This is a genomic window from Eudoraea algarum, assembly GCF_050589645.1.
Lineage (GTDB): Bacteria > Bacteroidota > Bacteroidia > Flavobacteriales > Flavobacteriaceae > JBNGOQ01.
Genome location: NZ_JBNGOQ010000001.1, coordinates 138,127 through 160,898, shown reverse-complemented (window position 1 = coordinate 160,898; position 22,772 = coordinate 138,127). Strand labels below are relative to the sequence as shown.

The following is a 22,772-nucleotide window of genomic DNA, read 5'->3' as shown; positions in this document are numbered from 1 at the left end:
AACGCTCATTCCAACTTTTTTATCCAATTTAATAGGTCGATATGGCCTTTTGATTTAGATCCCAAGTTTTGCTGTAGGGAGAAACCATCCCCGTCAATGATAAGCCTTCCGGTATTGTTTTCAATCCAAAGACCTTGAGGGTTTCCATTATTGTCTATCATCCCGCCAAAAAATTGAGTATTTATGATCCCATTGGGCGAACGGGTTCCCGAAATGGCTACAGCCGTTGTTGCAGAAGAGGTTCCTTGGAATGAGATTGTTTTTGCATAGATCGTAAAACTGACATTGGACCCGGTGATAAAGGACCCGCTGCCAGTGTCTGTTTGAGACGCCTGAGTACCATGGAGATCAATGCTAAGGTTGCTGTTATCCTGATTGGAAAATGTAGCCAAGTAATCCTGAAATTGTGCGCCAATCAGCACGGAATCGGCCTCTACAGTTGAATCTTCCAAAATAAACGGGCTTATCAAGAAGCTTCCTTCCAGATTCGGTGGGGTATTCCCCAGGTTGAAATTGAAATCCATTTCCATCATGGCATCCACAAATTCAATTGTGTAAAAATTTTCTATTTCTTCCAATGAACCCAGCAGATTTCCCTGGGGATTCTCTAATGGATTTAGCTTATCCGGTTCTTTTAGGGTCCCATCCTTGCTACAAGCTGCAACCCCTGTAAAAAGTAGACTGGCCATTACTATTCTTTGAACTATTTTAAGTTCGGTAATCTCCCAGATCTGGCTCGTTAAGATTTTAAACTTTGTGCCCATGATTTTAAATTTTAGTAAAAGAAATACCCCACCGAAAATGAGAGTACCGTGTGCTTAGACGGGCTATCATAATCTAGAAAATCTATTAAACCCAACTGATACCTACCCTGAACGAAAAGACCTGTTGGAAATTGGTATTGCGCACCAAAAATTACAGCCAGATCAAAACCTTCTGCGTTAAGGGATCCCGAACCTAAGTCATCCTCGAAGGTGTCATTTATATTAAATCCAAACTGAGGCCCCGCTTGGATACTTAAACTTTCAATGACAAAATAATTAGCTGTTATGGGAAGGTTTATATAATCCAATTTATGCGTTGCTCCATCCTTGAAGCCCTGCATAGAATACAGCAGTTCTCCTTGTAACTCAAATTTTTCCTTTATGCCCAATTGAACGACTCCACCCAAATGAATCCCGGTTTTTGAGGTCGTGCCTTCGTTTAGTTCCCCGTCCCCGCTATTGTCCGCGAAATTGACCCCTGCTTTGGCGCCAATTTTAATACCCTGGGCACTGATAGTCGTGAAGCCGATGACCGCTATAACGATCGATAAAAATAATTTTTTCATAATCTTAAATTTTAGCTGTTACTTTTATGTCAGGGAACGTTTATTCTAGTCCAACTTAGCAAAGGCAGATGCTTGTTAATCGCGGGATATTTTTCGAATTTTATGATTCCCTCCATCCGCCACGTACATATTCCCATCTGCATCCATTGACATTCCCTGCGGGGCATTAAACTGTGCAATGCCGCCGGTCCCGTCCATAAAACCCTGAGTGGTCCCCGCCAGGGTACTGACCACACCAATGGAGGTGATCATGCGTATTTTTTGATTCCCAGTATCGGCCACATATGCATTCCCTTCCGCATCTATTGTCACTCCGAGAGGTTGGTCAAACTTTGCCGTGGTTCCCGGCCCGTTGGCAAAGCCTTGCGTACTCCCGGCAACTGTGGTTACCACACCATTAGGGGTGATCTTGCGTATTTTGTGATTGCCCGGATCAGCCACGTACAGATTTCCTACACCATCCAGAGCCACTCCGCTAGGCAAAAAAAATTGTGCGTTTGTGCCCGTACCGTCCACAAAACCCTGGGTGCTCCCGGCCAGAGTACTTACCGAACCATTGGGAGTGATCTTTCGTATTTTGTGATTATTCTCATCAGCTACATATACATTTCCTTCAGTATCTACGGCTATCCCAAAAGGGTTATCAAATTGTGCATTTTCCCCTGTGCCATTGGCAAAACCTCCGATACTCCCGGCCAGGGTGCTTACCACTCCGCTGGGGGTAATCTTGCGTATTTTGTGGTTTTTTGTATCACTTACATACACATTGCCTCCAGCATCTACCGCTACCCCAAAAGGCTGATCAAATTGTGCATTTTCCCCTGTGCCATTGGCAAAACCTCCGATACTCCCTGCCAAAGTGCTGACCATACCCTCCGGGGTGACCTTTCGTATTTTATCATTGAATCTATCAGCGACATATACATTCCCGGACGCATCCACAGCTACCCCATGAGGAAAAGTAAACTGCGCATTTTCCCCGGTACCCTCAGCAAAACCTGCTGTGCTGCCCGCCAGCGTACTTACCTGAATATCCGAAATAATATAGGTAAAGATGGGGCCTGTTACCGTTGTGCCATCAACTATCACCTTAACAAGACCGGTATAGGCTTTTGAAGGCACTTCTGCTTTAATTTGGGTGTTGCTCACGGTCTGTACCACGGCTTCCTTACCATTAAAGAAAACCTGTACGGCTGCAGCATCCATCCCAAAATTGCTGCCGTTAATGTCCACAATAGTAGTTTTGGGGCCGCTTTCCGGGCTAATGCCGATAAGTATGGGGGTCGACATTGGTTGGGGCGTTGTAGTATCATCCTTGCTGCAGCCCACTAATATCAGTAGAAATAGCGTAGTTGTCACAAGTCCTTGTATTGTGCCAAATGCAATACGCCTATCGTTGTTTTTCCTTTCCATAATCTTAAATTTTATGCAACCATGTTTTTGTCAGGGGGACTTTTTTTGCTTAACCGGAGAAAGGTCAGCGTGCGTTACTCCTGCGTTATTTTTCGTATACTGTGATTGGATTTATCGGCCACATTTAAATTCCGTTCCGCATCAACTACTATACCCAAGGGGTCATCGAACTTTGCATTTGCCCCCGTACCATCTTCAAAACCATATGTATTTCCTCCAGCTAAGGTGCTGACCATACCACTTGGAGTGATTTTTCGGATTTTGTAATTATTGGTGTCGGCCACATAGACATTACCTTCTGTATCCACCGTCAGTCCGAAGGGCCTGTCAAATTGGGCATTTACCCCCGCACCATCTGCAAAGCCTTGGGTGCTCCCCGCCAGGGTACTTACCATACCATTAGGGGTGATCTTTCGAATTTTGTTGTTGAAGGAATCGGCCACATAAAGATCTCCTTCCATGCCCAGCGCCACTCCGGATGGAATGCTAAACTGTGCGGAAGTGCCCATCCCGTCTGCAAAACCCTGAGTGCTCCCTGCCAAGGTGCTCACCGAACCATTAGAGGTAACCTTTCGAATTTTGTTATTGAAGGAATCGGCCACATAGACATTACCATTCGCATCTACCGCTACTCCTTCAGGAGATTTAAACTGGGCATTCCCTCCTGTTCCGTCTGCAAAACCTTGGGTACTCCCAGCCAAAGTACTTACCACACCGCTGGGGGTAACCTTTCGTATTTTATGGTTCCCTGTGTCGGCCACATAGACATTCCCTTCACCATCTACCGCCACTCCCTGAATAAAATTAAATTGGGCATTTTCTCCTGTTCCGTCTGCAAATCCTTGGGTGCTCCCAGCCAAGGTACTAACCGTACCGCTTGGAGTGACCTTTCGTATTTTGTGGTTCCCTACGTCCGCAACATATATATTCCCATCGATATCCATGGCTACTGCCCAGGGAGCGCTGAACTGCGCGGAAGTGCCCGTGCCATTCGCAAACCCCTGAGTACCGCCGGCCAAAGTGCTAACCTGTACGTCTGTAATAATATAATTGAATGTAGGACCCGTTAGGTTGGTATCCTTAATAACCACCTCTACAACACCGCTGAAGGCTTTTGGAGGCACAACAGCCTTAATCTGAGTATTGTTTACGGTCTGTACTTCGGCTTCCTTGTCATTAAAAAAAACCTGCACCTCATCGGGATCTGTGCCAAAATTGCTGCCATTAATCGTCACTATGGTCGTTTTGGGGCCGCTTTCCGGGCTAATGCTGCTAAGTGTTGGCGTTAGCACAGGTACCGGCTGATTGGAGGTTGGATTGGGTCCAGGAGGCGTATCATCCTTGCTGCAACTTACTAGTAATGTTAAAAATAGAGTGGCTGCTAGTAAAGCCGTTAAAAATAGAACAGCGGAAACAAGTTGATGTGTTTTGATATTTACAATTCGCTTACCGTTTTGTTTTGTTACATTCTTCATAGCCTTCGTTTTAAATTGATAACTCATTATTTCGGGGCACTACCAATCAATACCTCAAAGCTATTGGTCTAGCACGCTATAAACTAGGAGTTTAGTGTCAGATGCTAGGAGAATAGTTTCAGGATCAAAATCAAATTTTGGAAGTCGAATTTTAGATATTAAATGACAGATGGTGGCTTGTAGGTGATCGATGGTACGGATTGAATGATGGATGGTAGCTGTTCGAAATCGGAAATCGGAAGTTTCAGGTATTACACAAGAAACCAGAACCTTTTAAACTTGGAATTTGTGATTTTAACTCTTGGTTCTAGTCTCTAGATTTTACCTTTGGTAGGCTGAAGGTACCACCCCATAGAGCTCTTTGAAGCATTTTGTAAAATAAGAAAGGTCGTTAAACCCAACCCTATAGGCTATTTGAGTAACTGTATCGGCTTTCTGGGCCAGCAACTGGGCAGCTCTTTTTAGCCTGAAATTACGCAATAATTCACCGGGAGCTTCGTTGGTCAACGCCTTGAGTTTTCGGTGCAGTTGTGATTTGCTCATGGCCAAGGCTTCCTGCATCTGGGGTACCCCAAAATCTCCATGGGAGTAGTTATCTTCCAATAATGTCAATAGCTGCTCCAAAAAATTTTGGTCAATAGACGTAACCGTAACTTTTTTTGGATCAACATGTACCTTTTTATTTGCAAACAACTCCCTGAGTTTTTTACGTTGTTCAATAAGGTTTTTTGTCCGCACCAACAACTCCTTACCGTCAAAGGGTTTGGTGAGGTAGTCGTCTGCCCCGGTTTCCAAGCCTTCCATTTTATTTTCCATTCCGGCTTTGGCTGTCAGCATGATTACGGGAATATGGCTGGTATGTACATCGGTTTTTAGCTTTTTACACAATTCTATCCCATCCATCTTAGGCATCATAAGGTCCGTGATAATCAACTCCGGTGGATTAACGATCGCACTCTTCAACCCTATTTTGCCATTGGCTGCTTCGGTGACCTTGTATTGCTGAATAAGGTTTTCCTTTATAAAATGTAGCATATCGCTATTATCCTCTACCAACAATATGCGTGGCAGATCTCTTTTGTCTTCTTTGATCAGTTCAAAGGGTTCTGGCCTGGGTGCTGAGCTTGTAACGATTGCAACCTCGTCCTCTGATTCTTCCTGACCGGTTCTTATTTGCTGGATAGGGAGATGTACCGTAAAGAACGAGCCCTTATCCAATTCACTGGTAACCGTTATAGTGCCATCCATTAGCTCCACCAAATCTTTGGAAAGTGAAAGCCCAATACCCGAGCCTTCTTTTTCCCTGGTAGAGCTACCATCCACCTGATAAAAACGATCAAAGATAAAAGGGAGATCTTCTTTGGGAATTCCTTTTCCAGAATCGGCCAACTGCATTTGTAAGGCCTGTTCACCATAGGTTGTTTCAAATGAAATGAACGAGCCATCTTCACTAAACTTAAAGGCATTGCTAAGCAAGTTGTACAGTACTTTTTCCAATTTGTCCCGATCAAAGGACGCCCAAAGCACCGTCTGCGGAATATGTACCCTATAATCAATATTGCGTTGTGCCGCGTGCGAGTTAAAAGATGAGGTGGCCGCCCGTAGGCACTTATACACATCACCCTCCGTAGGTTCCAGTTTTAAGTTGCCCTCATCTATTTTGGACAGGTCTAAAAGTTGATTCACCAATTTTAGCACCCGTGTAGCATTGCGCCTAATCATTTTTATGGTATCCATCCCAAGCTTTTCCTCAGGATTTTGTTCCAACCGCTCTATAGGACCCTTGATCAAAGTTAGCGGGGTCCGGAATTCATGGGAAATGTTAGCAAAAAAATTGGATTTTAACCGATCCAGCTCCTTTAGTTTTTTATTCGCCTTCTGTTTAATTCGGTATTGGTTATACAAAAGTCCGGCCAGAGTTAACATAATGAGCGCAAATGCAATGATGGCGTTGCGTTCATTGATCCGTTTCCTTAGCTGCAAGCTTTGCAGTTCCTTATCAGATTCCAAAAGCGCAATCTCTTTGACCTTTTGTTCATTCTTATATTTAGCTTCCAGATTATTGGTAGTCAATACAATCTTTTCATTATAAAAACTATCGGAGAGTTGTATCACAGTAGCTGCACTGTGGTGGGCCTTTTCGAATTCCTTTAATTCTTCATACGCGTTGGATAAAAGTCGATGAATTTTTAATTCTGTTTCGAGGGTCGCCGTGGAATCCAGCTTCTCCAGGGCATCGGTTGCCATTTTGATGCTTTGCTTATAATCGCCTTTGCCAAATGCCGCCGCGGCCAGCCCGTATTCTATTTCGTAGCTCAGATTTACATCAGCGACCTCTTCGGCCACTTCATGGGCTTGTTTAAAATAATTTTCGGCCCTATAAAACTCCTTTAAATTATTGTAAACAATACCCAAGCTATTCAAAACTCTTGCCTCCCCAAGCCTATCTGCCATTTCTTTTTTAAGCTCCAAGGCCTGTTCATGATAGCGAATTGCCTTCTCATACGTTCTGATTTCGGTATATATATTTGCCAAATTTGTAAGACAGGCAGAAACTCCTGGTTTAAAGTCCAACGCTCTAACCAATACCAGTGCTGCTTCATAATTTTCTATGGCTTTCTTAAATTGTTTTTGGTTTTTATAGGTATCGCCAATGGAACTGTAAATACCCGCCTCCCTTAGTTTGTCACCTTCTTTTTGTGCAAGTGCCAAAGCTTCAAAAAACAAGCCAAACGCCTCTTCATTTTTGGACTGCATCCTTGCAATATTGCCAAGTTCCGTCTTTACGTTCATAATCCCCGCAGGGTTATTATGTTCCAAATAAATTTTAAGGGCAACCCTATACTTTTTCTCGGCCTGTTGATATTTCCTCATGTTGGTAAGCAAATAACCCACATTTCGTTTTGAGGTTGCCAGCAGCACTGTTAGGCCTGATTTTTCTGATAATTCCTCCGCCCTTGTAGCATAATCGAGCGCCCTATTCAGATCTTTTCTATAAAATTCATCAACCAATTGAAGATAGGTCTGAACTTTAGTACTGTCCTCTTTTAAGGTCGGAAGGACATTAAGAAGACTGTCTGCCCTGGATTGTGAGAACAATAAGGAAGCAGACAACAACCAAAATGGAAGAGGTAACCATTTCATCTTTATGCAATGTCTTTACAAGATACCCAATTTTCGGGATAGAAATTAGCCCTAATAGTAGCTAGGGTCACCTAAAATTGCTAGTACATTAGTGCCAAATCGTAAAAGAAAAATAGCAATCTTATGTTTAAACCATTCCGTTCATCGAAGAAATATGTGTATTAACTTTTTCACCACAGGATAGCCCGGGTTCACAACATATTTTTTTATGGACTGCCAGCTGTCCCTATCTTTACCGTGTAATTAAGTGATGGTGTTTACCCCAAATCAAACCCAAGACTTAATTTAAAGTGCTAGGTTCCCAAATCGTGCACTTGACCTTAAAGCTAAAGTAACAGACCAAATTTTATCAAACCTACTTGACTAAAAGAAAAGCCCCGACAGTATCGTCGGGGCTTTTTTTTATAAGAATCTGTCCAAAAGCTTTGGGCGTTTATTGGGATCGAAGTTGAAATGAACCTTTGACCACTACCGTGTCTGCCGTATTCAAAGGCCTGGCCAATTTCATGTCTACAGAACCGCTGATTTCACTACTGTTGACAGTCGTTAAGGTAACGGTCCCTGTCCCACCAATGGAACCGGTATCGTATACCTCCCCCGATAATTCTATGCCAGCATACCCTTCGGTGGTAAGATCTTCCATGGTATAGGCCCGGGCTCCTATCCTTGGATTGTCCCTTAGACCAATAAAAAATTCCTTTCCCTGACTATCTATAAAACTTAAAGGAAGCGATTCGCCATTGGATATCTGAGCTATGCGCGCATTTGACACCTCGCCCACGAACGACATATTGAAGTCGCCCGTAAAGTTGAAGTTTCCCGTGCCGAAAAATGCGGACTCCGACGCCGAACCAACTTCATCGGTACTACAGTTGATCAATAGGACACTCAACAGTAAAACCGTCAGTATGCCCCTGGTGGTTGTCAAGATGTTTTTAAATCTCTGTGTTTTCATAATACGATATTTTGGTTATTGCCAAGATAGTTTTGTTCCTTTTTCTATGGGGAATCTTAAGGTTTGATCTTTGGAAAGCCCGCTACTCCAAACTGTTCCGTTTTAAGACCAAACCATAAGATCCGTAATAATCAACCAACTCAATGTTTTCTAATTGGCTCCACTTGGTTTGTTAACCCGTACCTTGGAAACATTGCTTACAGAACCATCGGTAGATTCCAGGCGCACCTCATACTCTACCCAGTCCTGGGAGCCAAAGGTAAAGCAGCTTACCCATTCAATATTTTCACCAGTATCTGTAAACTTTGTATTTATGGCATCCTTGGACTCTCCATTTGACACCGTAGTTTTTATGAGCATTTTTTGAATGGTCAGGTTTTGTGATGTGCTATAAGGTGTTTTGAAGGAGAGCACCGTGCCAGCACCCAAGGACGTGGAGCACGTATTTACGTTCTCTACCAAAAATGTGGAGGCTTGTACATTGATGGAGGCCGCCGCTTCCCCTTCATCGCTTTTGCTGCAGGCCACTAGTACCAATACTAGTAGCAGGCTTGCTTTTAATCTTTGGATGGTAGTAAGCACCCTGTTTCTGTTTATTGCTTTCATATGTTTAAATTTTTGAGGATTATATTCTTATTTCAGGGAACATTTTTTGACATTACCATATTCCAAGAACTATTGAAAATAGGCCAACATATGCACCACCTCCTCCGTATCCGGAACATGGCCCGAACCAAAGGTCTTGCCATTAATATGGTATAGAATGGGTATCACAAGCGCCACCTCATCGGTTAAAATGCAGGAGTCGTGTTCAATGGTGGTATTGATGGTTCCATCGGCAGCTGCCACAACTACATTTTCGGTGCCCGACCCCAGAGGAGGGTTGGTGGGGTGGACAAAGTCGCTCGCAAAATTTACAGGTTCGCCGACCTTTCTCGTCCTTTTGAGATAGGCCAACCAAAAGGTATAGGTGCCATTGGGCACCAAGCCTTCCAATTCAATGCTTACGGCTGTCTTTTCACCATCACATCGCGCAAGCAGATTTCCTTCTGCTTGGGTCCATTCGGACAAGGTAAGGTGATGTCCGTCAGGGGCCATAATTGCCGTTAACAGCCCCAAAGGGGGATCAAAAATATTTGCGGCATACAAAGGTTCCGTAGGGCTTACCGGGGTATTCCCGTCCTGGTCCTTGATTTCCTCCAAAAGCTGCACATCCCCAAAATTGAGATGGGCCACCACCGCCTGTGGTTCAATGACAAAATCGACGGTAGCCGTCTGCCCGTCCTGAACATTGACGGACTTGGGGTTCGCTGTGACCGATGTTGTGGATAAGGGCAGTGCTGTCGTTACTTCATGTGCACCAATGCCCTTGGAGCTAAGACTGTAATTTCCATCAGCATTTGTGGTCGTCATGCGTTGTTCGGATCCCTTTGAAAGTGTTATCGAGGCATTCGGATATGCCTTGCCGCTATTATCCTTGACCGATCCGTTTACGATCCCCTGTCCCTGCGATTGGGGAGGAGGGGGTACCGAACCATCATCTCCGCTACTACAACCTATCAGCACAAAAAGGCACATCCCCAAACCCAGTAATGCCAAGGCAAATAATGCTGTGGGAATGCCGTTACTTATGTCATAATTCACCGTTCGTTTACTTTTTTTCACTGTTTTCATCGTTCCAAATTTTAAGTTCTGGGGGTTCAAGGTTCAAAAATTGTTGTTTGGGGCTCGTGTATCCATCTTTTGGGGCGTCGCCTATTCCAAAGCCCACACATCATGCTGGTAACTGCCCACATCTCCGGCAATGAGCCAAATTTTGTGGTCCAGTACCGTTGTGGTGTGTCCCAATCGTCCTTTAAACCCATTTTCTAGGGGCGTTTGCGTCCAGCTAATTCCGTCACTGCTGTGCCATACGTCGTCCAGGAAGGAATTGGAAGTGTCAAAGCCGCCTATGACCCATAATTTATCCTCGAACACCACGGAGGTAAGGCCAGTTCTTGCGGGAAAACCGGCTGTGTCGGTAGCTTCGGTCCAGTTGGCCCCATCGCTGCTATACCAGACATCGTTCATTTCAGTGCTCCCGAAGCCGCCTATGACCCAAAGTTTATTATCGAACACTTCGGTCGTATGGTTTCCCCTGGATTGAAAGTTTGCGCTGGAGGTGGCTTCCGTCCAAGTTACCCCATCACTACTGTACCATACATCCCTAAGCCGAAGACTACTTTCTTCGGTCCCACCGATTACCCAAATTTTGCCATCAAATACCGCAGACGTGTGAAACGCCCTTTTTACAAAACCGGCATCCGGGGTCGCCTCTGTCCAGGTCACCCCATCACTACTGTACCATACATCGTTCAAATAGGTATTGGAAGCAGGGAAGAGTGCATCGTTTAAGCCCCCGATCACCCAGAGTTTATCGTCAAATACTACCGTGGTATGGGCCCGTCTTATGGAAAAATCCGCGGAAGCCGTGGCCAGACTCCACGTATCGCCGTCGTCACTGTACCAAACATCGTTTAGCTTATCGAGCATGGGAAGTTCCACTCCGCCAATCACCCATAATTTGTTTTGGAACGCTATGGCCGTATGGTTGCGTCTTTCGGAAAAATCGGCAGCAGACGTTATGGGCCCCCCGTTTGGGATGCCCAGATCGCGTGTGGTAAAACTGAAGGTGCTGCTTTCCGTACCATTACCTTCAGCATCCTTTGCCACCACCTTCCAATAATAAGTGTCGATTAGGTGTAGACGGTCCTGTATGGTAAAAGTTGTGGCGTCGATATCTGCCGCAAAAACTGCTGTGGGTGGATTCTCCTTGCCCAGGTACAAGTCATATAGTACCTGGCCTCCTTCCGGATCGGCAGCCGTCTCCCAGCTAAATGCCGGTCGTAGGTCCACATCCAAGGTCCCATCTGTTACGCCAATTAGGTTAAAATTACTAGGAGCAGCATTGTTTTGTGGATTGCCGATCATGGGATCATCATCTACCATGCCCATGCCACCTGTTTCACTCTTGCTGCAACTTCCGATAACGGCCAAGAACAGAACGGATAGAATCAGTTTGCCGATACATGTGTTTCCAAATTGTTTTTGATCCCCTCTTTGTCTTAGGTATTTCATAGTTCACTTTTTTTGTTGCTAAACGATTACATTTTTGGGGGACTATATGCTAACAACCCAAATGTATTTTGCTGGGTCCAGGAAGACTAATAGCTGGGTTCCAGATGATAACAACATGGTTCCAAGCTTTAAAATTGGAGGGTAAATGATACATGGCCGTCTTTGGGCCATAGATGGGCCGGATTGAAGTATGCTTGGTAAGAATAGCGTTTTTACGCCCGAAAATTCCCCGGGAAAATTTGGGTTTTCAATAAGCGGAGGGCGCTACCCCATATAATTCCTTGAAGCACTTTGCAAAATAAGAGAGGTTGTTAAATCCAACTTGGTAGGCGATCTGGGTAACACTATCGGCCTTTTGGGAGAGGAGTTGGGCGGCTCTTTTGAGTCGGAAGTTACGCAGTAGTTCCCCGGGAGCCTCGTTGGTCAACGCTTTTAACTTTCGATGTAATTGTGTCTTGCTCATGGCCAGGGCCTTTTGCATTTGCGGGACACCAAAATCGGAATTCGGATAGTTTTCTTCCAACAGGTCCAATACCTGTTCCAGGAATTTTTGATCAATGGAGGTAACCGTCACTTTCTTGGGATCTACCTGGATTTCTGTGTTGGTATACAATTCCCTAAGTTTTTGGCGTTGTTCAATAAGGTTTTTGGTGCGTACCACGAGTTCCTTGGCATCAAAGGGTTTGGTAAGGTAGTCGTCCGCCCCGGTTTCCAAGCCTTCCAATTTATTATCCATGCCCGCTTTGGCCGTTAGCATAATTACAGGAATATGGCTGGTATGTACATCGGTTTTCAACTTCTTGCAGAGTTCTATTCCGTCCATCTTGGGCATCATCAGATCGGTAATAACCAAGTCCGGTGGTTCTGTAATGGCTTTTTTCAACCCAGCCTTACCATCCTTGGCCTCCTTAATCTTATAAAACTGTACTAACTGTTCGGTAATAAAACTCCGCATATCAATATTATCCTCAACCAACAATATCGTCGGAAGGTTTCTTTTGTCCACTTTGGTTAGGACAAAAGGGTTCTTGTGTTGGGGCCTACCCAGGTAAGCAGTATTATCGTCCTCTGCTTTTTTGCGCTGTCCGGTTCGTATTTCCTCTAGTGGGAGTTGGACGGTAAATATCGTTCCCTTGTTGGGTTCGCTAGCTACGGTAACGGTACCATCCATAAGTTCCACCAAGTCCCTAGAAAGCGAAAGGCCTATGCCGGACCCCTCCTTTTCCTTTGTTGTAGAACTATCTACTTGGTAGAATCTGTCAAAAATAAAGGGGATTTTTTCTTTCGGAATACCCTTGCCCGAATCAGATACCAAGATTTGAAGTCCGCCTTCCCCGTAAGATACACTGAAAGCAATTTCGGAGCCATCCCCGCTAAATTTAAAGGCATTGCTCAATAGGTTGTAGATGATGTTTTCCAATTTATCCCGATCAAAAGAAGCCCAAAGCACCGTTTGGGGAATCTGTACCCTATAATCTATGTTGCGTTGTGCGGCATGGGAGTTAAAGGAGGAGGTGGCTGCCCTGAGACATTTATACACATCGCCTTCTGTAGGGGCCAACTTTAGACTGCCTTCATCAATTTTCGACAGGTCCAACAACTGGTTTACCATACTGAGCACCCGATTGGCATTGCGCCGGATCATCTTAACATTTTCCATGCTTAATTTCTCATGAAAATTTTGCTCCAGTTGTTCTATGGGGCCCTTGATCAAGGTAAGTGGCGTACGGAACTCATGGGAGATATTCGCAAAAAATCGTGATTTCGCCTGATCCAATTCCAACAACTTTTCAGCTTGGATTTTTAGTTGATTGGCCTGGTGTTGTACTTCGGAGGTTCTAACGGCGATTAATTTTTCCAAAGCCTCGTTTTTTCTCTTTAGTTGTCTTGAGCGCCATTGCAATAAGGTATATAAAAAAGCAGCAAACAGGAGAAAATATAGACCATAGGCCCACCAGGAACGGTACCAGGGTGGTAGAATTGCAAACGGGTACCTCCCCTCCGCGCTCACCTGTTCATAAATGTTTTTCGCCTTAACCCTGAAGGTGTAATTACCTTCATGAATTTGTGTATAGTCCTTTCTTGTTTCTTCGGTCCAATCCGACCAGTTTTCATCATAACCCTCCAGGTAGTATTGATACCTATTCCTGGAGATTTCATTGTAGTTCGGTGCGGCGTACTCAAATCGGAGTGTGTTACTTTTAAAGTCCAATAAAGTTTCATCAAATTTTCCACTTCCTCCATAGATTGCAGAATCTGCATTAACCGATATTTTCCTTACCAGTGTTTCAAAATCTTCGATTCGTGGGACACTTTGTTTTAGGTCCTGCCTGATAATTCCGTCCGGTCCCCCATACCAAAGCACCTCCATTCCATCAGGGAACAGGGCTTTTTTCACCCCATGGGTTATTCGATTGTCATTGATATGGATTACTTCATAGCTCCCGTCTGCTCTGGGAATAGACACCGTACGCTGCTTTTCCTCCTCTTCAGTTTCCGTAAATTGACCCAACATCCATAAGTTGCCATTTTTATCCTCAAGTTTAGGTACGATATCCCCTTTGAATCCAAAGGGTTCCCCAAAGGAAGTATCCGGCATTATGGAATCTCGATCTTGGTTGTATCTATAGATTGTCCCGCCTATTTCAAATAGCGCCTCTCCCTTAATGGAATGTAAAAACAACCAACCGGGAGGCAGCTCTTTATTGGCCAGAAACCTTTTAATCTGGGGGTTTTCCCAATCGAAGGTGCCGTCCTTGTAAAAGTCAACCAACCACACGCCATCTATTTGTGATTCCATCCAAAGTTTCCCATCATCCAATTCTACCAGTTCCCTGATATCATCGTCAATATCCTTAATTTTACCTAGGGGTTTCCAAATACCGTTCTCCTTTTTTAAACCTGCCAAACCATCAAAAAGCCCAAGATAGATTACGGTGGAATCCTTTTTGGAATGCAATAAAGCACCAGCTCTTCTTTCATCCAGTTTTTCGATTTCACCCTTGTGATAGTTAACGGTTCCTTTTGTAGTGGCTATAAATAATTCCTGATTAATCTCTGACAAATAAAAAGTAGATCCAACTCCTTGCACCTCTTCAAACCCTCTATTAGTGGGCCCTTGGCCCGTCTTAAGTTTTAATAAGCCCTCAATGCTTCCTGCGAACACATCCCCCTGGTGCCTCGTAATTGTATTAACAAAGCCATGGACCCCCATTCGCCCATCAAAAATTGAATAGGGCGAGAGCAACTCAATACGACTTATTCCATAGTTTAACCCAAGCCAAAGGCCCCCTTGATCGTCCAATTCTTGCGCGAGGACACTGTTGTTCAATAACCCTTTGGTCTTATCAAATAGGTTCACTAGTGCGCCTTCCTTGTCTATCACCACCAATCCTCCGTTCCCGGTACCAATGGTAATCCATCCATTGGGCATGCTCTTGCAGTTCACAATATAATTCTTCTTTAAATAGGCTTCCACGGGGACGCGAAAGGGAATAAGTTTATCCTGCTTCAGGAGGAAGAGGCCGTTTTGTCGTGTTGCGACAAGCGTTTTATTGGCGTCAAGTGCTAGAATGGAGCTTATATAGTGATCAAATGGGGTGATGAACTGCAGTTGGTTTCCTTCCAGTTTATATAAGTCTTTTTCATTATCCTGTACATAAAGAGATCCATTCGCTACCGATGAATAAATAATTTCTTGCTCGGGGGACCATATTTTAAACCGATTGTCCGACCAACGGAATAGGTGATCTCTTGACTGAAAGAATACGGCATTTTGGAAGGTGTAACTATTGTGGAGATAGCGGAAATCTTGATAAACGGAATCCATTTCGGATCTAATGGACTTAAAAGTTGTGAAGCCCAAAGAGTCTGGTTTTAGATACCCCAGTTCATTAAATCCGCCCACAAATATGGTCCCTTTTTCATTTTTCACCAAGGTCCTGATAAGACTCCTGTTGGGCAACTGGATCAACCGCCAATCCACCCCATCAAATTCCAATACCCCTTTACTATTGCCTATATACATTAAACCATTGTCTCCCTGTACCAATGTCTGATTATCCGGCCTTGTCGTATTATAATCGTCTGGCCCGTAGTGTTGCATATAAGGCATTCCCAATTCCTGATACTTTTTAGAGCCCAGGGCAAATCCACTTAATTCTAATTGTGTACTATCCGCATTTGACTGTGAAAGCAATGTTATAGGCAGAAAGAAAAGCAGCAGAAGTCGTTTCATCTCAAAGGATTGACCTATACAAGATACCTAATTTTCAGGTATTTATAGTGTCAACAATGATACATAGGGGCAAGGGCAAACTACTAACACTTGCGTACTTAATTGTAAAAGAATAGTTTCAGCTCCATCGAAAACGATGCATTTATGCGCCAAAAACCATGTTGTTTGTCGAAGAAAAATGCCGTTGCTATTTTACACAACACTTAAAGGATAGTTCACAACAAAAATTTAGCGCTTTGCTTAAACTGATATACATTTACCTTGTAATTAAGTAATCGGGTTTGTCCCAAATCGAATCCGGGCCTTAATTCAAAGTGCTAGGTTCCCCAAATCGCGCACTTGACCTAAAAGCTAAACGGTAACAAACCAAATTTTATCTAAACCTACTTAACTAAAAAAAAGCCCCGACAGCAATGCCGGGGCTTTTTTCTTGTGGTATGGATCTTTGTTTGCCAAGTGCTCCTGTGGACGGCCAAAGTTTTCACGATGGTTTAATGGAACGGTAATACTTCAGGGGTGGATTTATTGGCGACCAAAATTTGATTGACATTGATGACCGTTGTAGCAACGCCTTTGGTCGGATCATAGGTAATGGCATCCAAACTTTTTACGACCGAAGAAATGAATGCCGGAATTAATGGGACCGTCCCTAAATCACCCTTATTGATGTTTTCATTTTGCAGTACCTCGTTCTCGTCAATGATCAACTTTAGGCCCATATCCACAAATCGCAAACCTTCAGCGATAAACACTTCCTGCCTAGTTCTGTACAATAACTCCAGCCCAGCATCATCAGCCTTTAGGCCAGCAATATCAGCAGCGGTAAGCGAGGTGCCAGAAACCGATGGAACGTCTACATTTCCCGCTTGCCTATCCAACACCAATCCCCTTCTGCCATTGACAACCACGGAAGCCTTGTTTGGCCGGGAACCGGGGGCTACCTGTATTCTGCCTTCCGTGGAGTCGTCTATATTTCTGGTTTCCCTGGTTGCAACCAATGCCAACAATTCGGTTAAATTGACCCTAGCGGCGTCAATCTTGTTATCCGAAAGATTGGCTTCGGCCAGAATCAAAAGTGCTTCTTCAGCTTTAAGGTAATGCACCGGTGCATCCTCTTCAGCAGTTAAAAAAGAATATTTTGGATCCAGGAAATCCAGTGTGGGCAGGGGCTGGAAATCATCAAAGGTAGCGCGTTCGAACAGGGCGCTTTCCATAACATTTGATGGGTTGGTTCCAGGAGGGACGCCCCCTGGAGCCGCTTCATCAAAACGAACGAACCGATCTAATTTAGCATTAAGCGCCAAGGCCTGCCGAGCTGCGGAAACTGCAGCTGTCTTGTTTCCTGTATAATAATTTACTCTAGCTGTGGCAAGATAATATTCTGGCAATGGGTTTAGAGTTATTGCGCTGGCAAATGCCGACAAGGCATGCTCATAATGCTGAGCGGCCGGTATCGCAGGCCCTATAGGTTCCTGCGGCAATGCCGGAAAGTACATCGCGGCATACATATGGGCCAATCCCAAAAAGTACTGGAATTCCGCTTCCGTGGTCGTGGTATATTCTGGATCTGCGGGACCCACGCTTTCCAAACCAAACAAGGCCATTTCCCTGAGACGTTGTATCTCCCTAGTAAAATCCCGAAGGTCCGGGTCGGTATTTTGAAGTTCTAGTTGGTCTAAAAATTGGCTAAAAAAAGTTTGGGTATTCATATAATTGTCAGAACCCAATTCTGCCAATATTAAAATTTCATTGTAGCAGAACGCCAATTCCCTTTCCAATCCGGCGAGCCAGATGATGGAAGAATTGGGTTGCCCTACCACCGAGGCTTCGGACAAATTGGGATTCTCCACTTGTGTGAAATCTACCACGCTGCTAAAATTGTCCGTACAGCTTAGGGTAAACAAAGCTGAATATATTATTAAAACTACTTTTCTCATATCTCTAATTTCTTTCGGTTAAAATTCAAACTTTAAAGAACTCATGAAAATTCTTGGCGGTGATTCCGTACCATAGGCAAATCCTCCACTGGAAAATCCGTTTTGGTTCCCGATACCAGAACCGGTAGTTTCAGGATCAAACGGGCCTGCGGTAAAGTTAAACGGGTTGGTTACCGTAAATCCGACTCTTACATTGGCAAAGGGTTTCAAAATATTTTCAAAATCATACGAAACACCAATGTTCCTCACTTTTAGGAAATCATTATCGAACACAAAGAAATTTACATAATTGAAGGGCGTAGTCGTGCCTATCAACGCTTCCGGAATCCCGGTATTATCAACCCCTCTCAAGTGTCTCAAAAGGAAACTCAAGTCCGTAATTTTACCTCCAAACTGATAATCTCCCGTAGCGAATAGATTAAAGTTTCCCCAGGCGTAGTTAAGGTTAAGGGAGCCAAAGTTTGGGGCAAAGGTTTTGCCCAAGGAGGTATTTGGTTCAAAGACATAGCTTCCATTGTTTTGAAGTATGGCGGCGGTACCCCTTAAAAATCCTAAACTTTCACCTTCCGCGACCACCGAGCCCAGTACATTAAAACCACCGACTACAAAAGGAGCTCCCCCACCGGTGCTTACCACCAAATTTTCGTTGATATTGTATGAAATGGATAGATTTAAGTTGTGTTTCCCCGTTCGAACGGGATTTGCATTTAATTCAAATTCCCAACCTTTGTTCTCTACCATACCAATATTTTGAATTTGGTTTTGCTGACCTTGTGAAGGAGGCGCTTGGGGAGTGAACAAGGCATCTTCGGTTATCGCATCATAGCGTGTACCACTTACATTTAACCTGTTGTTAAAGAAGCCCAGTTCCAATCCAAATTCTGTGGTCTTCACCCTTTCCGAAACCAAATCATTGTTTCCGGGATTTGCGAAAGTGAAGGTAGGGGTTCCCAAAAACGAACTCAAGCTAAAGGTACGGTCCTGTGAAAAAGGTTGGGCAAAATTGGTGGCTTCCCCGTAGTTGGCCCTCAATCTTATCGTTGATAGAATATCGCTGAAATTCACATTCCTATAGAAGTCATGGTCGGAAAAATTATAGGTTACTCCTACTTTTGGCAGTAACAATGGACTGGTATTGCTACCGGCAGAAGTATTCCTATCGAGCCGACCACCGAATTCCACGAACGCCACATCGTAAAGACCAACATTCTCCAAAAAGTACAGCCCGTAGTTGGCGTTTTCCAAAACAAAGTCCTGGGCTATCTGGGTGGAGAAATTGTCAATTTTTCTGGTTCCATCTACCCCTCCCGAACCGCTAAGAAGGTTCTGTCTGTCTGTTGTTCTAAAAAACTGTCCTCCCAAAATGGTTACAAAGGAGTAGTTTTCCAGTTCCGCCTTATGTGTAAAGTTCAAGTCCCCCGTGGCCACAAAATTGGTTCTGATCAATCGCTGAAGTGCGGCCTGATCTGTAGTGCCTTCGGCAATACTTCCCTGGGTGATAAGCAGGGCGTTGCTTTGCAGATTCTCTTGGACCGTGGTTCTGTAATCAATTCCAACCGTAGCGTTTACCTGGAAGGAATCCGTAATATCGTAAATGAATTTGTTTGAGCCTGTAAAACGGTTTGTATTATTGGTAATATCCACCAAGTCACCGATGGCCCTTGCCCTGTCCCTTTCAGGAATCCATTCGGCCAGGGTCAACTCATCCAAATTTCCCCTACCTCCACCTTCAAAGGCCGAAAACCTCGAAAAACTGGTGTTCGCATTGAAATCCAGATTGGATTCAAACCCTACATAGGAAAAAGAGCCCTGATATTTAAAATTGTCCTTTATCTCCGCGTTGAATCCTAAAGTGAAGGTCCGTCTTACTTGCTCGTTCAAGTCATTAAAAGAATCATCTTTATATAGGCTTCCACCGAAATTATACGAAAATTTTTCACTGCCTCCGCTGAGGCCTGTCCTGAATTCCTGGGAATACCCGGGTTCAAAAATTGCTTCACCCGTTCGCTCGTAGTGCAAAAAGTCGGCCGTAGCCTTTAATATCCCCAACCGACTTTCGAAAAATGCAGTGCTTTTGCCCGCTTTTCCCTTTTTGGTTATAATCTGGATTACACCGTTCGCGGCATCCGCACCATATAGTGTAGTGGCAGCACCCCCTTTGATATATTCAATTCTTTCAATGGATTCCACGGGAATATCGGCAAGTGCTGAGACATCTGCACCTCCTGTACCTATGCCCAGTTGAGGGTTGGAGTTCAGATTATCTACCCGGACCCCATCAACAATGACCACAGGGGTTGCGGAGCTTGCAGCAGAAATTGGACCTCTTGTCCTAATGATTGCGGCCGTACCTGGCTGACCGGAGCTTAGTCGTATTTGTGCGCTGGGCGCGGAAGCCTGCAGTAATTGGTCAATTTGATTCGCAGGAAGTTTATCTATATCGTCTGCTGTTAAGACATCCACGGTGGTGGAAAGTTTCCTTCTTTGGATACCCGAACCTTGTCCGGTTACAATCACTTCTTCCAGGCTCTCTACATCCTCCTCCATTTGTACATTAATGGTATTGGAGGCCCCTATGGAGCGCTCAACGGTCTTTTGCCCCAAATAGGAAAAAACCAGGGTTTGGCCCGCTTGGGCCGAAATGGAATACTGCCCGTCAAAATCGGTCTGGGTTCCGGTGGTGCTCCCTTTGATCACCACATTTACCCCGGGCAGGGGGAAGCCGTTCTGGTCCGCGACCGTCCCCATAATCGTTTTGGTCTGGGCAAGCACCGATGCCGTTCCCAATAGGCATAGCACCAGCACCATCCTGAAGCTGTTTGTCTTCATACTTTGAGTTTTAATTAAGAATTAGTCCGTACAATTGGAAAAGGCAGGCAGGAGAGAAATTCGTGCTAACTCAAAAAATACTTCAATCAACGAGAACAAAAGCTCATCCTGATACGTAAATTTGACCCTTCCTCTCGCTACCTTGCCTTTATAATTGTGGGGTAAAAGAAGTAAATGAATCCACGCAGGCTGTTAACGCTTACAAACCTTAACCGGTCAAAAAAAAGTGCCGATAGCAATTAACCTACTGGTCCTTCGTCAGGTAGTTTTCCCTGAACGCCGAAGGGGAAACGCCCCTTATTTTCTTAAAGGCCTTATAGAACGAAATTCTGTTGTTGAACCCGCATTGATAGGCGATATCGGCGATGGAGTCCCTTTTCCTGGTGGTGCTGAGCAGCTGGGCAGCTTCCCGGACCCTATACATATTGATAAAATCAAAAAAGTGAAGTGAAAAATGTTCGTTAATGATCTGGGAGGCGTGGTGTCTGGACACGTCCAACAAATGGGCTATGGTATCCAGGCGGATATTGGCATCCAAATACGGCTTGTCATGTTCCATCAGGGAAACGAGTTTCGTCTTCAGTTCCATGGAAAACTCCTTGGAAAGCCCGGTTTTCCCATATTTCTCCCGTAAGACCACCTTTCCGGCCCTCCGGTTACGGAAACTAGCTGCCAGTGAAAAGGCGACATAACCCGCCAACAACCCCAAGGTAAGCGTCAAGAAAATCATATCCGCTGCGATGATCCATTTGCATTCATGCGCTTGAAATACGGCATGGGCCTATGTGTCATTTTCTTGCCCATTGCTAAAAAACAAACGCCTCTTCCCCGACATGGAGGTAGATTAAACTTTATTTATTTTTGGGAGCGGAAGGGAGAAAAGTTATTCATCGAAAAACCGGAAAATTGAAAACAGCTTAGGTAGGCTGCGCTAATTTTCCCTGTACTTCCATTACAATGATAGGACAAAGTACGGCAAATGCACCTAGACAAGCTGTTAATTCTTATAAACCTTAACTAAAAAAGAAAGATTGCCGAAGAAGTTTAACGTCCATAACTGCAAATCCAAGGTTGCAGCTTTGGGGTATGGCTTCATTTCAATAAAAAAACCCCGGCATTGCTGTCGGGGGCTTTTTTTAGGATGACTAGCAGGAAGTGAATCCCTGTTTAATGTGAGTTCAATCAAGGTCATTCCGTTTCAAGTGCAGTTTTGTCAATAAAATTGGCATTTGTCACCTTGAGCGCAGTCGAAAGGTATTTTAATAATCTCATTTCAATTAGGTTTCGACTGCCTGCCCTCCGTACGGTACTTCGGAAGGCGGGCGCTCAACCTGACCAAAAGAACTGATTTCTTGATATTGAATTTGACACAGCATTTTCTGCATCGAACTCACATTATTTAGAACGCATAATTAAGGCCCAGCAGCCAATAGCTCTGTAAATCATTGTCTATATTGTCAAAAGTGGCTGTCGGATCCGGGTTTGGGCCGTTCAAGGCAAAGTTCAGCGCTTCCTGTTTGTTGCTCCTAAGGCCAAACTCGAAACCTACACCGATCTTGCCGAACAGCGTATAACCCAAGGAATTGATCCAGGTCCAGTTAGAGAGATCGGCACTTTCGTAACTCTGGAAGAGCGAAAGGTTCGATTTAAGGTTTACTTTTCCCAGTTTTTTGGTATAGTCCGCCACCACCTTGGCCCCGGTAGAGGATTCAAAGATGGCGTCCTCGTTACTGAACACAAAATTGTAGTTTAAGGGATGGATGACCACCACCAGATCGGGAATCGGGGTCCAAGTGCCCCCCACGCCCACGTCCAAATAGCCGGGGTCATTAAAATTGTCCAAAATCGTGGTTCGGTATTCCGCCAGAGCGGAAATGGCAAACTTTTCGCTCAGTTTCCATCCGTAGAGGGAGGAAATATTAAAGACATCGGTGGCTTCCTTAAAGCTGTCATCATCGGTAGGATCGTCCTCATCGTCAAATTTTACCCATTGCAGGTTCACATTTGCCGCATTTCTCCAAAAGAACTTCTCCTCCTTCAAATTGGCAAAACCGTTCACCGTAAATCCAATGTTCCCGGCCGAGTTGTTCGGGGTACCCTGGGAGAACCAATTGTTGAAACCTGAAATACTTCCGCCTATCGTGCCAAAGGCACCAAACTTCCATCCGGGCAAGGCATCGATCTTGGCCTGTATGGCATCTACCCTGCCTTGGATAGCGGCAATGGAATCTTTTTTAGGGCCCATTTGGGCCTTTAGTTCTTCTTCGGTCTGGGCAAAACCGGAGGTCATGCCCGCGCATACCAAGGCGAGCACCATAGCTAATTTTTTCATCGT

General features: G+C 44.6%; 14 protein-coding genes. All 14 read right to left on the bottom strand.

Annotated elements, in window-relative coordinates:
- Nucleotides 1-5: 5 nt before the first annotated feature.
- The 14 genes from ACRD67_RS00710 to ACRD67_RS00645 all read right to left on the bottom strand — a co-directional run bounded on the left by ACRD67_RS00710 (nucleotide 6) and on the right by ACRD67_RS00645 (nucleotide 22,769).
- Nucleotides 6-764: a hypothetical protein gene (locus ACRD67_RS00710; protein WP_430965030.1), complete on the bottom strand. Its 759-nt coding sequence runs from the start codon at nucleotides 762-764 to the stop codon at nucleotides 6-8.
- An 11-nt stretch (nucleotides 765-775) separates the two neighbouring features.
- Nucleotides 776-1,330, bottom strand: coding sequence for a porin family protein (locus tag ACRD67_RS00705; protein ID WP_430965029.1), 555 nt, complete (start codon nucleotides 1,328-1,330; stop codon nucleotides 776-778).
- Between the two features lie 75 nt (nucleotides 1,331-1,405).
- Entirely contained in the window at nucleotides 1,406-2,620 is a 1,215-nt protein-coding gene (locus tag ACRD67_RS00700; protein ID WP_430965028.1) for an IPT/TIG domain-containing protein, read from the bottom strand.
- Nucleotides 2,621-2,817: 197 nt separating this feature from the next.
- Nucleotides 2,818-4,218, bottom strand: coding sequence for an IPT/TIG domain-containing protein (locus ACRD67_RS00695; protein ID WP_430965027.1), 1,401 nt, complete (start codon nucleotides 4,216-4,218; stop codon nucleotides 2,818-2,820).
- 321 nt (nucleotides 4,219-4,539) lie between these two features.
- Complete coding sequence (locus tag ACRD67_RS00690) at nucleotides 4,540-7,362, bottom strand: hybrid sensor histidine kinase/response regulator transcription factor (RefSeq protein WP_430965026.1); 2,823 nt, start codon at nucleotides 7,360-7,362, stop codon at nucleotides 4,540-4,542.
- Between the two features lie 433 nt (nucleotides 7,363-7,795).
- Nucleotides 7,796-8,317 carry a hypothetical protein gene (locus ACRD67_RS00685; protein WP_430965025.1) on the bottom strand — a complete coding sequence of 174 codons (522 nt, stop codon included), beginning with the start codon at nucleotides 8,315-8,317 and terminating at the stop codon, nucleotides 7,796-7,798.
- A gap of 150 nt (nucleotides 8,318-8,467) precedes the next feature.
- On the bottom strand, nucleotides 8,468-8,923 hold the full coding sequence (locus ACRD67_RS00680; RefSeq protein WP_430965024.1) for a hypothetical protein: 456 nt from the start codon (nucleotides 8,921-8,923) through the stop codon (nucleotides 8,468-8,470).
- A 69-nt stretch (nucleotides 8,924-8,992) separates the two neighbouring features.
- Nucleotides 8,993-9,991, bottom strand: coding sequence for a carboxypeptidase-like regulatory domain-containing protein (locus tag ACRD67_RS00675; protein ID WP_430965023.1), 999 nt, complete (start codon nucleotides 9,989-9,991; stop codon nucleotides 8,993-8,995).
- 81 nt (nucleotides 9,992-10,072) lie between these two features.
- The gene (locus tag ACRD67_RS00670) at nucleotides 10,073-11,434 is read right to left on the bottom strand and encodes a Kelch repeat-containing protein (protein WP_430965022.1); all 1,362 of its coding nucleotides are present in this window, start codon (nucleotides 11,432-11,434) and stop codon (nucleotides 10,073-10,075) included.
- 247 nt (nucleotides 11,435-11,681) lie between these two features.
- Complete coding sequence (locus ACRD67_RS00665) at nucleotides 11,682-15,671, bottom strand: hybrid sensor histidine kinase/response regulator transcription factor (RefSeq protein WP_430965021.1); 3,990 nt, start codon at nucleotides 15,669-15,671, stop codon at nucleotides 11,682-11,684.
- A 491-nt stretch (nucleotides 15,672-16,162) separates the two neighbouring features.
- A complete protein-coding gene (locus ACRD67_RS00660) occupies nucleotides 16,163-17,608 on the bottom strand; it encodes a tetratricopeptide repeat protein (RefSeq protein ID WP_430965020.1) in 1,446 nt (481 codons plus the stop codon).
- A gap of 18 nt (nucleotides 17,609-17,626) precedes the next feature.
- The gene (locus ACRD67_RS00655) at nucleotides 17,627-20,437 is read right to left on the bottom strand and encodes a TonB-dependent receptor domain-containing protein (protein ID WP_430965019.1); all 2,811 of its coding nucleotides are present in this window, start codon (nucleotides 20,435-20,437) and stop codon (nucleotides 17,627-17,629) included.
- Between the two features lie 244 nt (nucleotides 20,438-20,681).
- A complete protein-coding gene (locus ACRD67_RS00650) occupies nucleotides 20,682-21,167 on the bottom strand; it encodes a helix-turn-helix domain-containing protein (protein ID WP_430965018.1) in 486 nt (161 codons plus the stop codon).
- A 669-nt stretch (nucleotides 21,168-21,836) separates the two neighbouring features.
- Nucleotides 21,837-22,769 (bottom strand): DUF3078 domain-containing protein, encoded by a 933-nt coding sequence (locus ACRD67_RS00645; protein WP_430965017.1) that lies wholly within the window; start codon nucleotides 22,767-22,769, stop codon nucleotides 21,837-21,839.
- Nucleotides 22,770-22,772 lie beyond the last annotated feature (3 nt).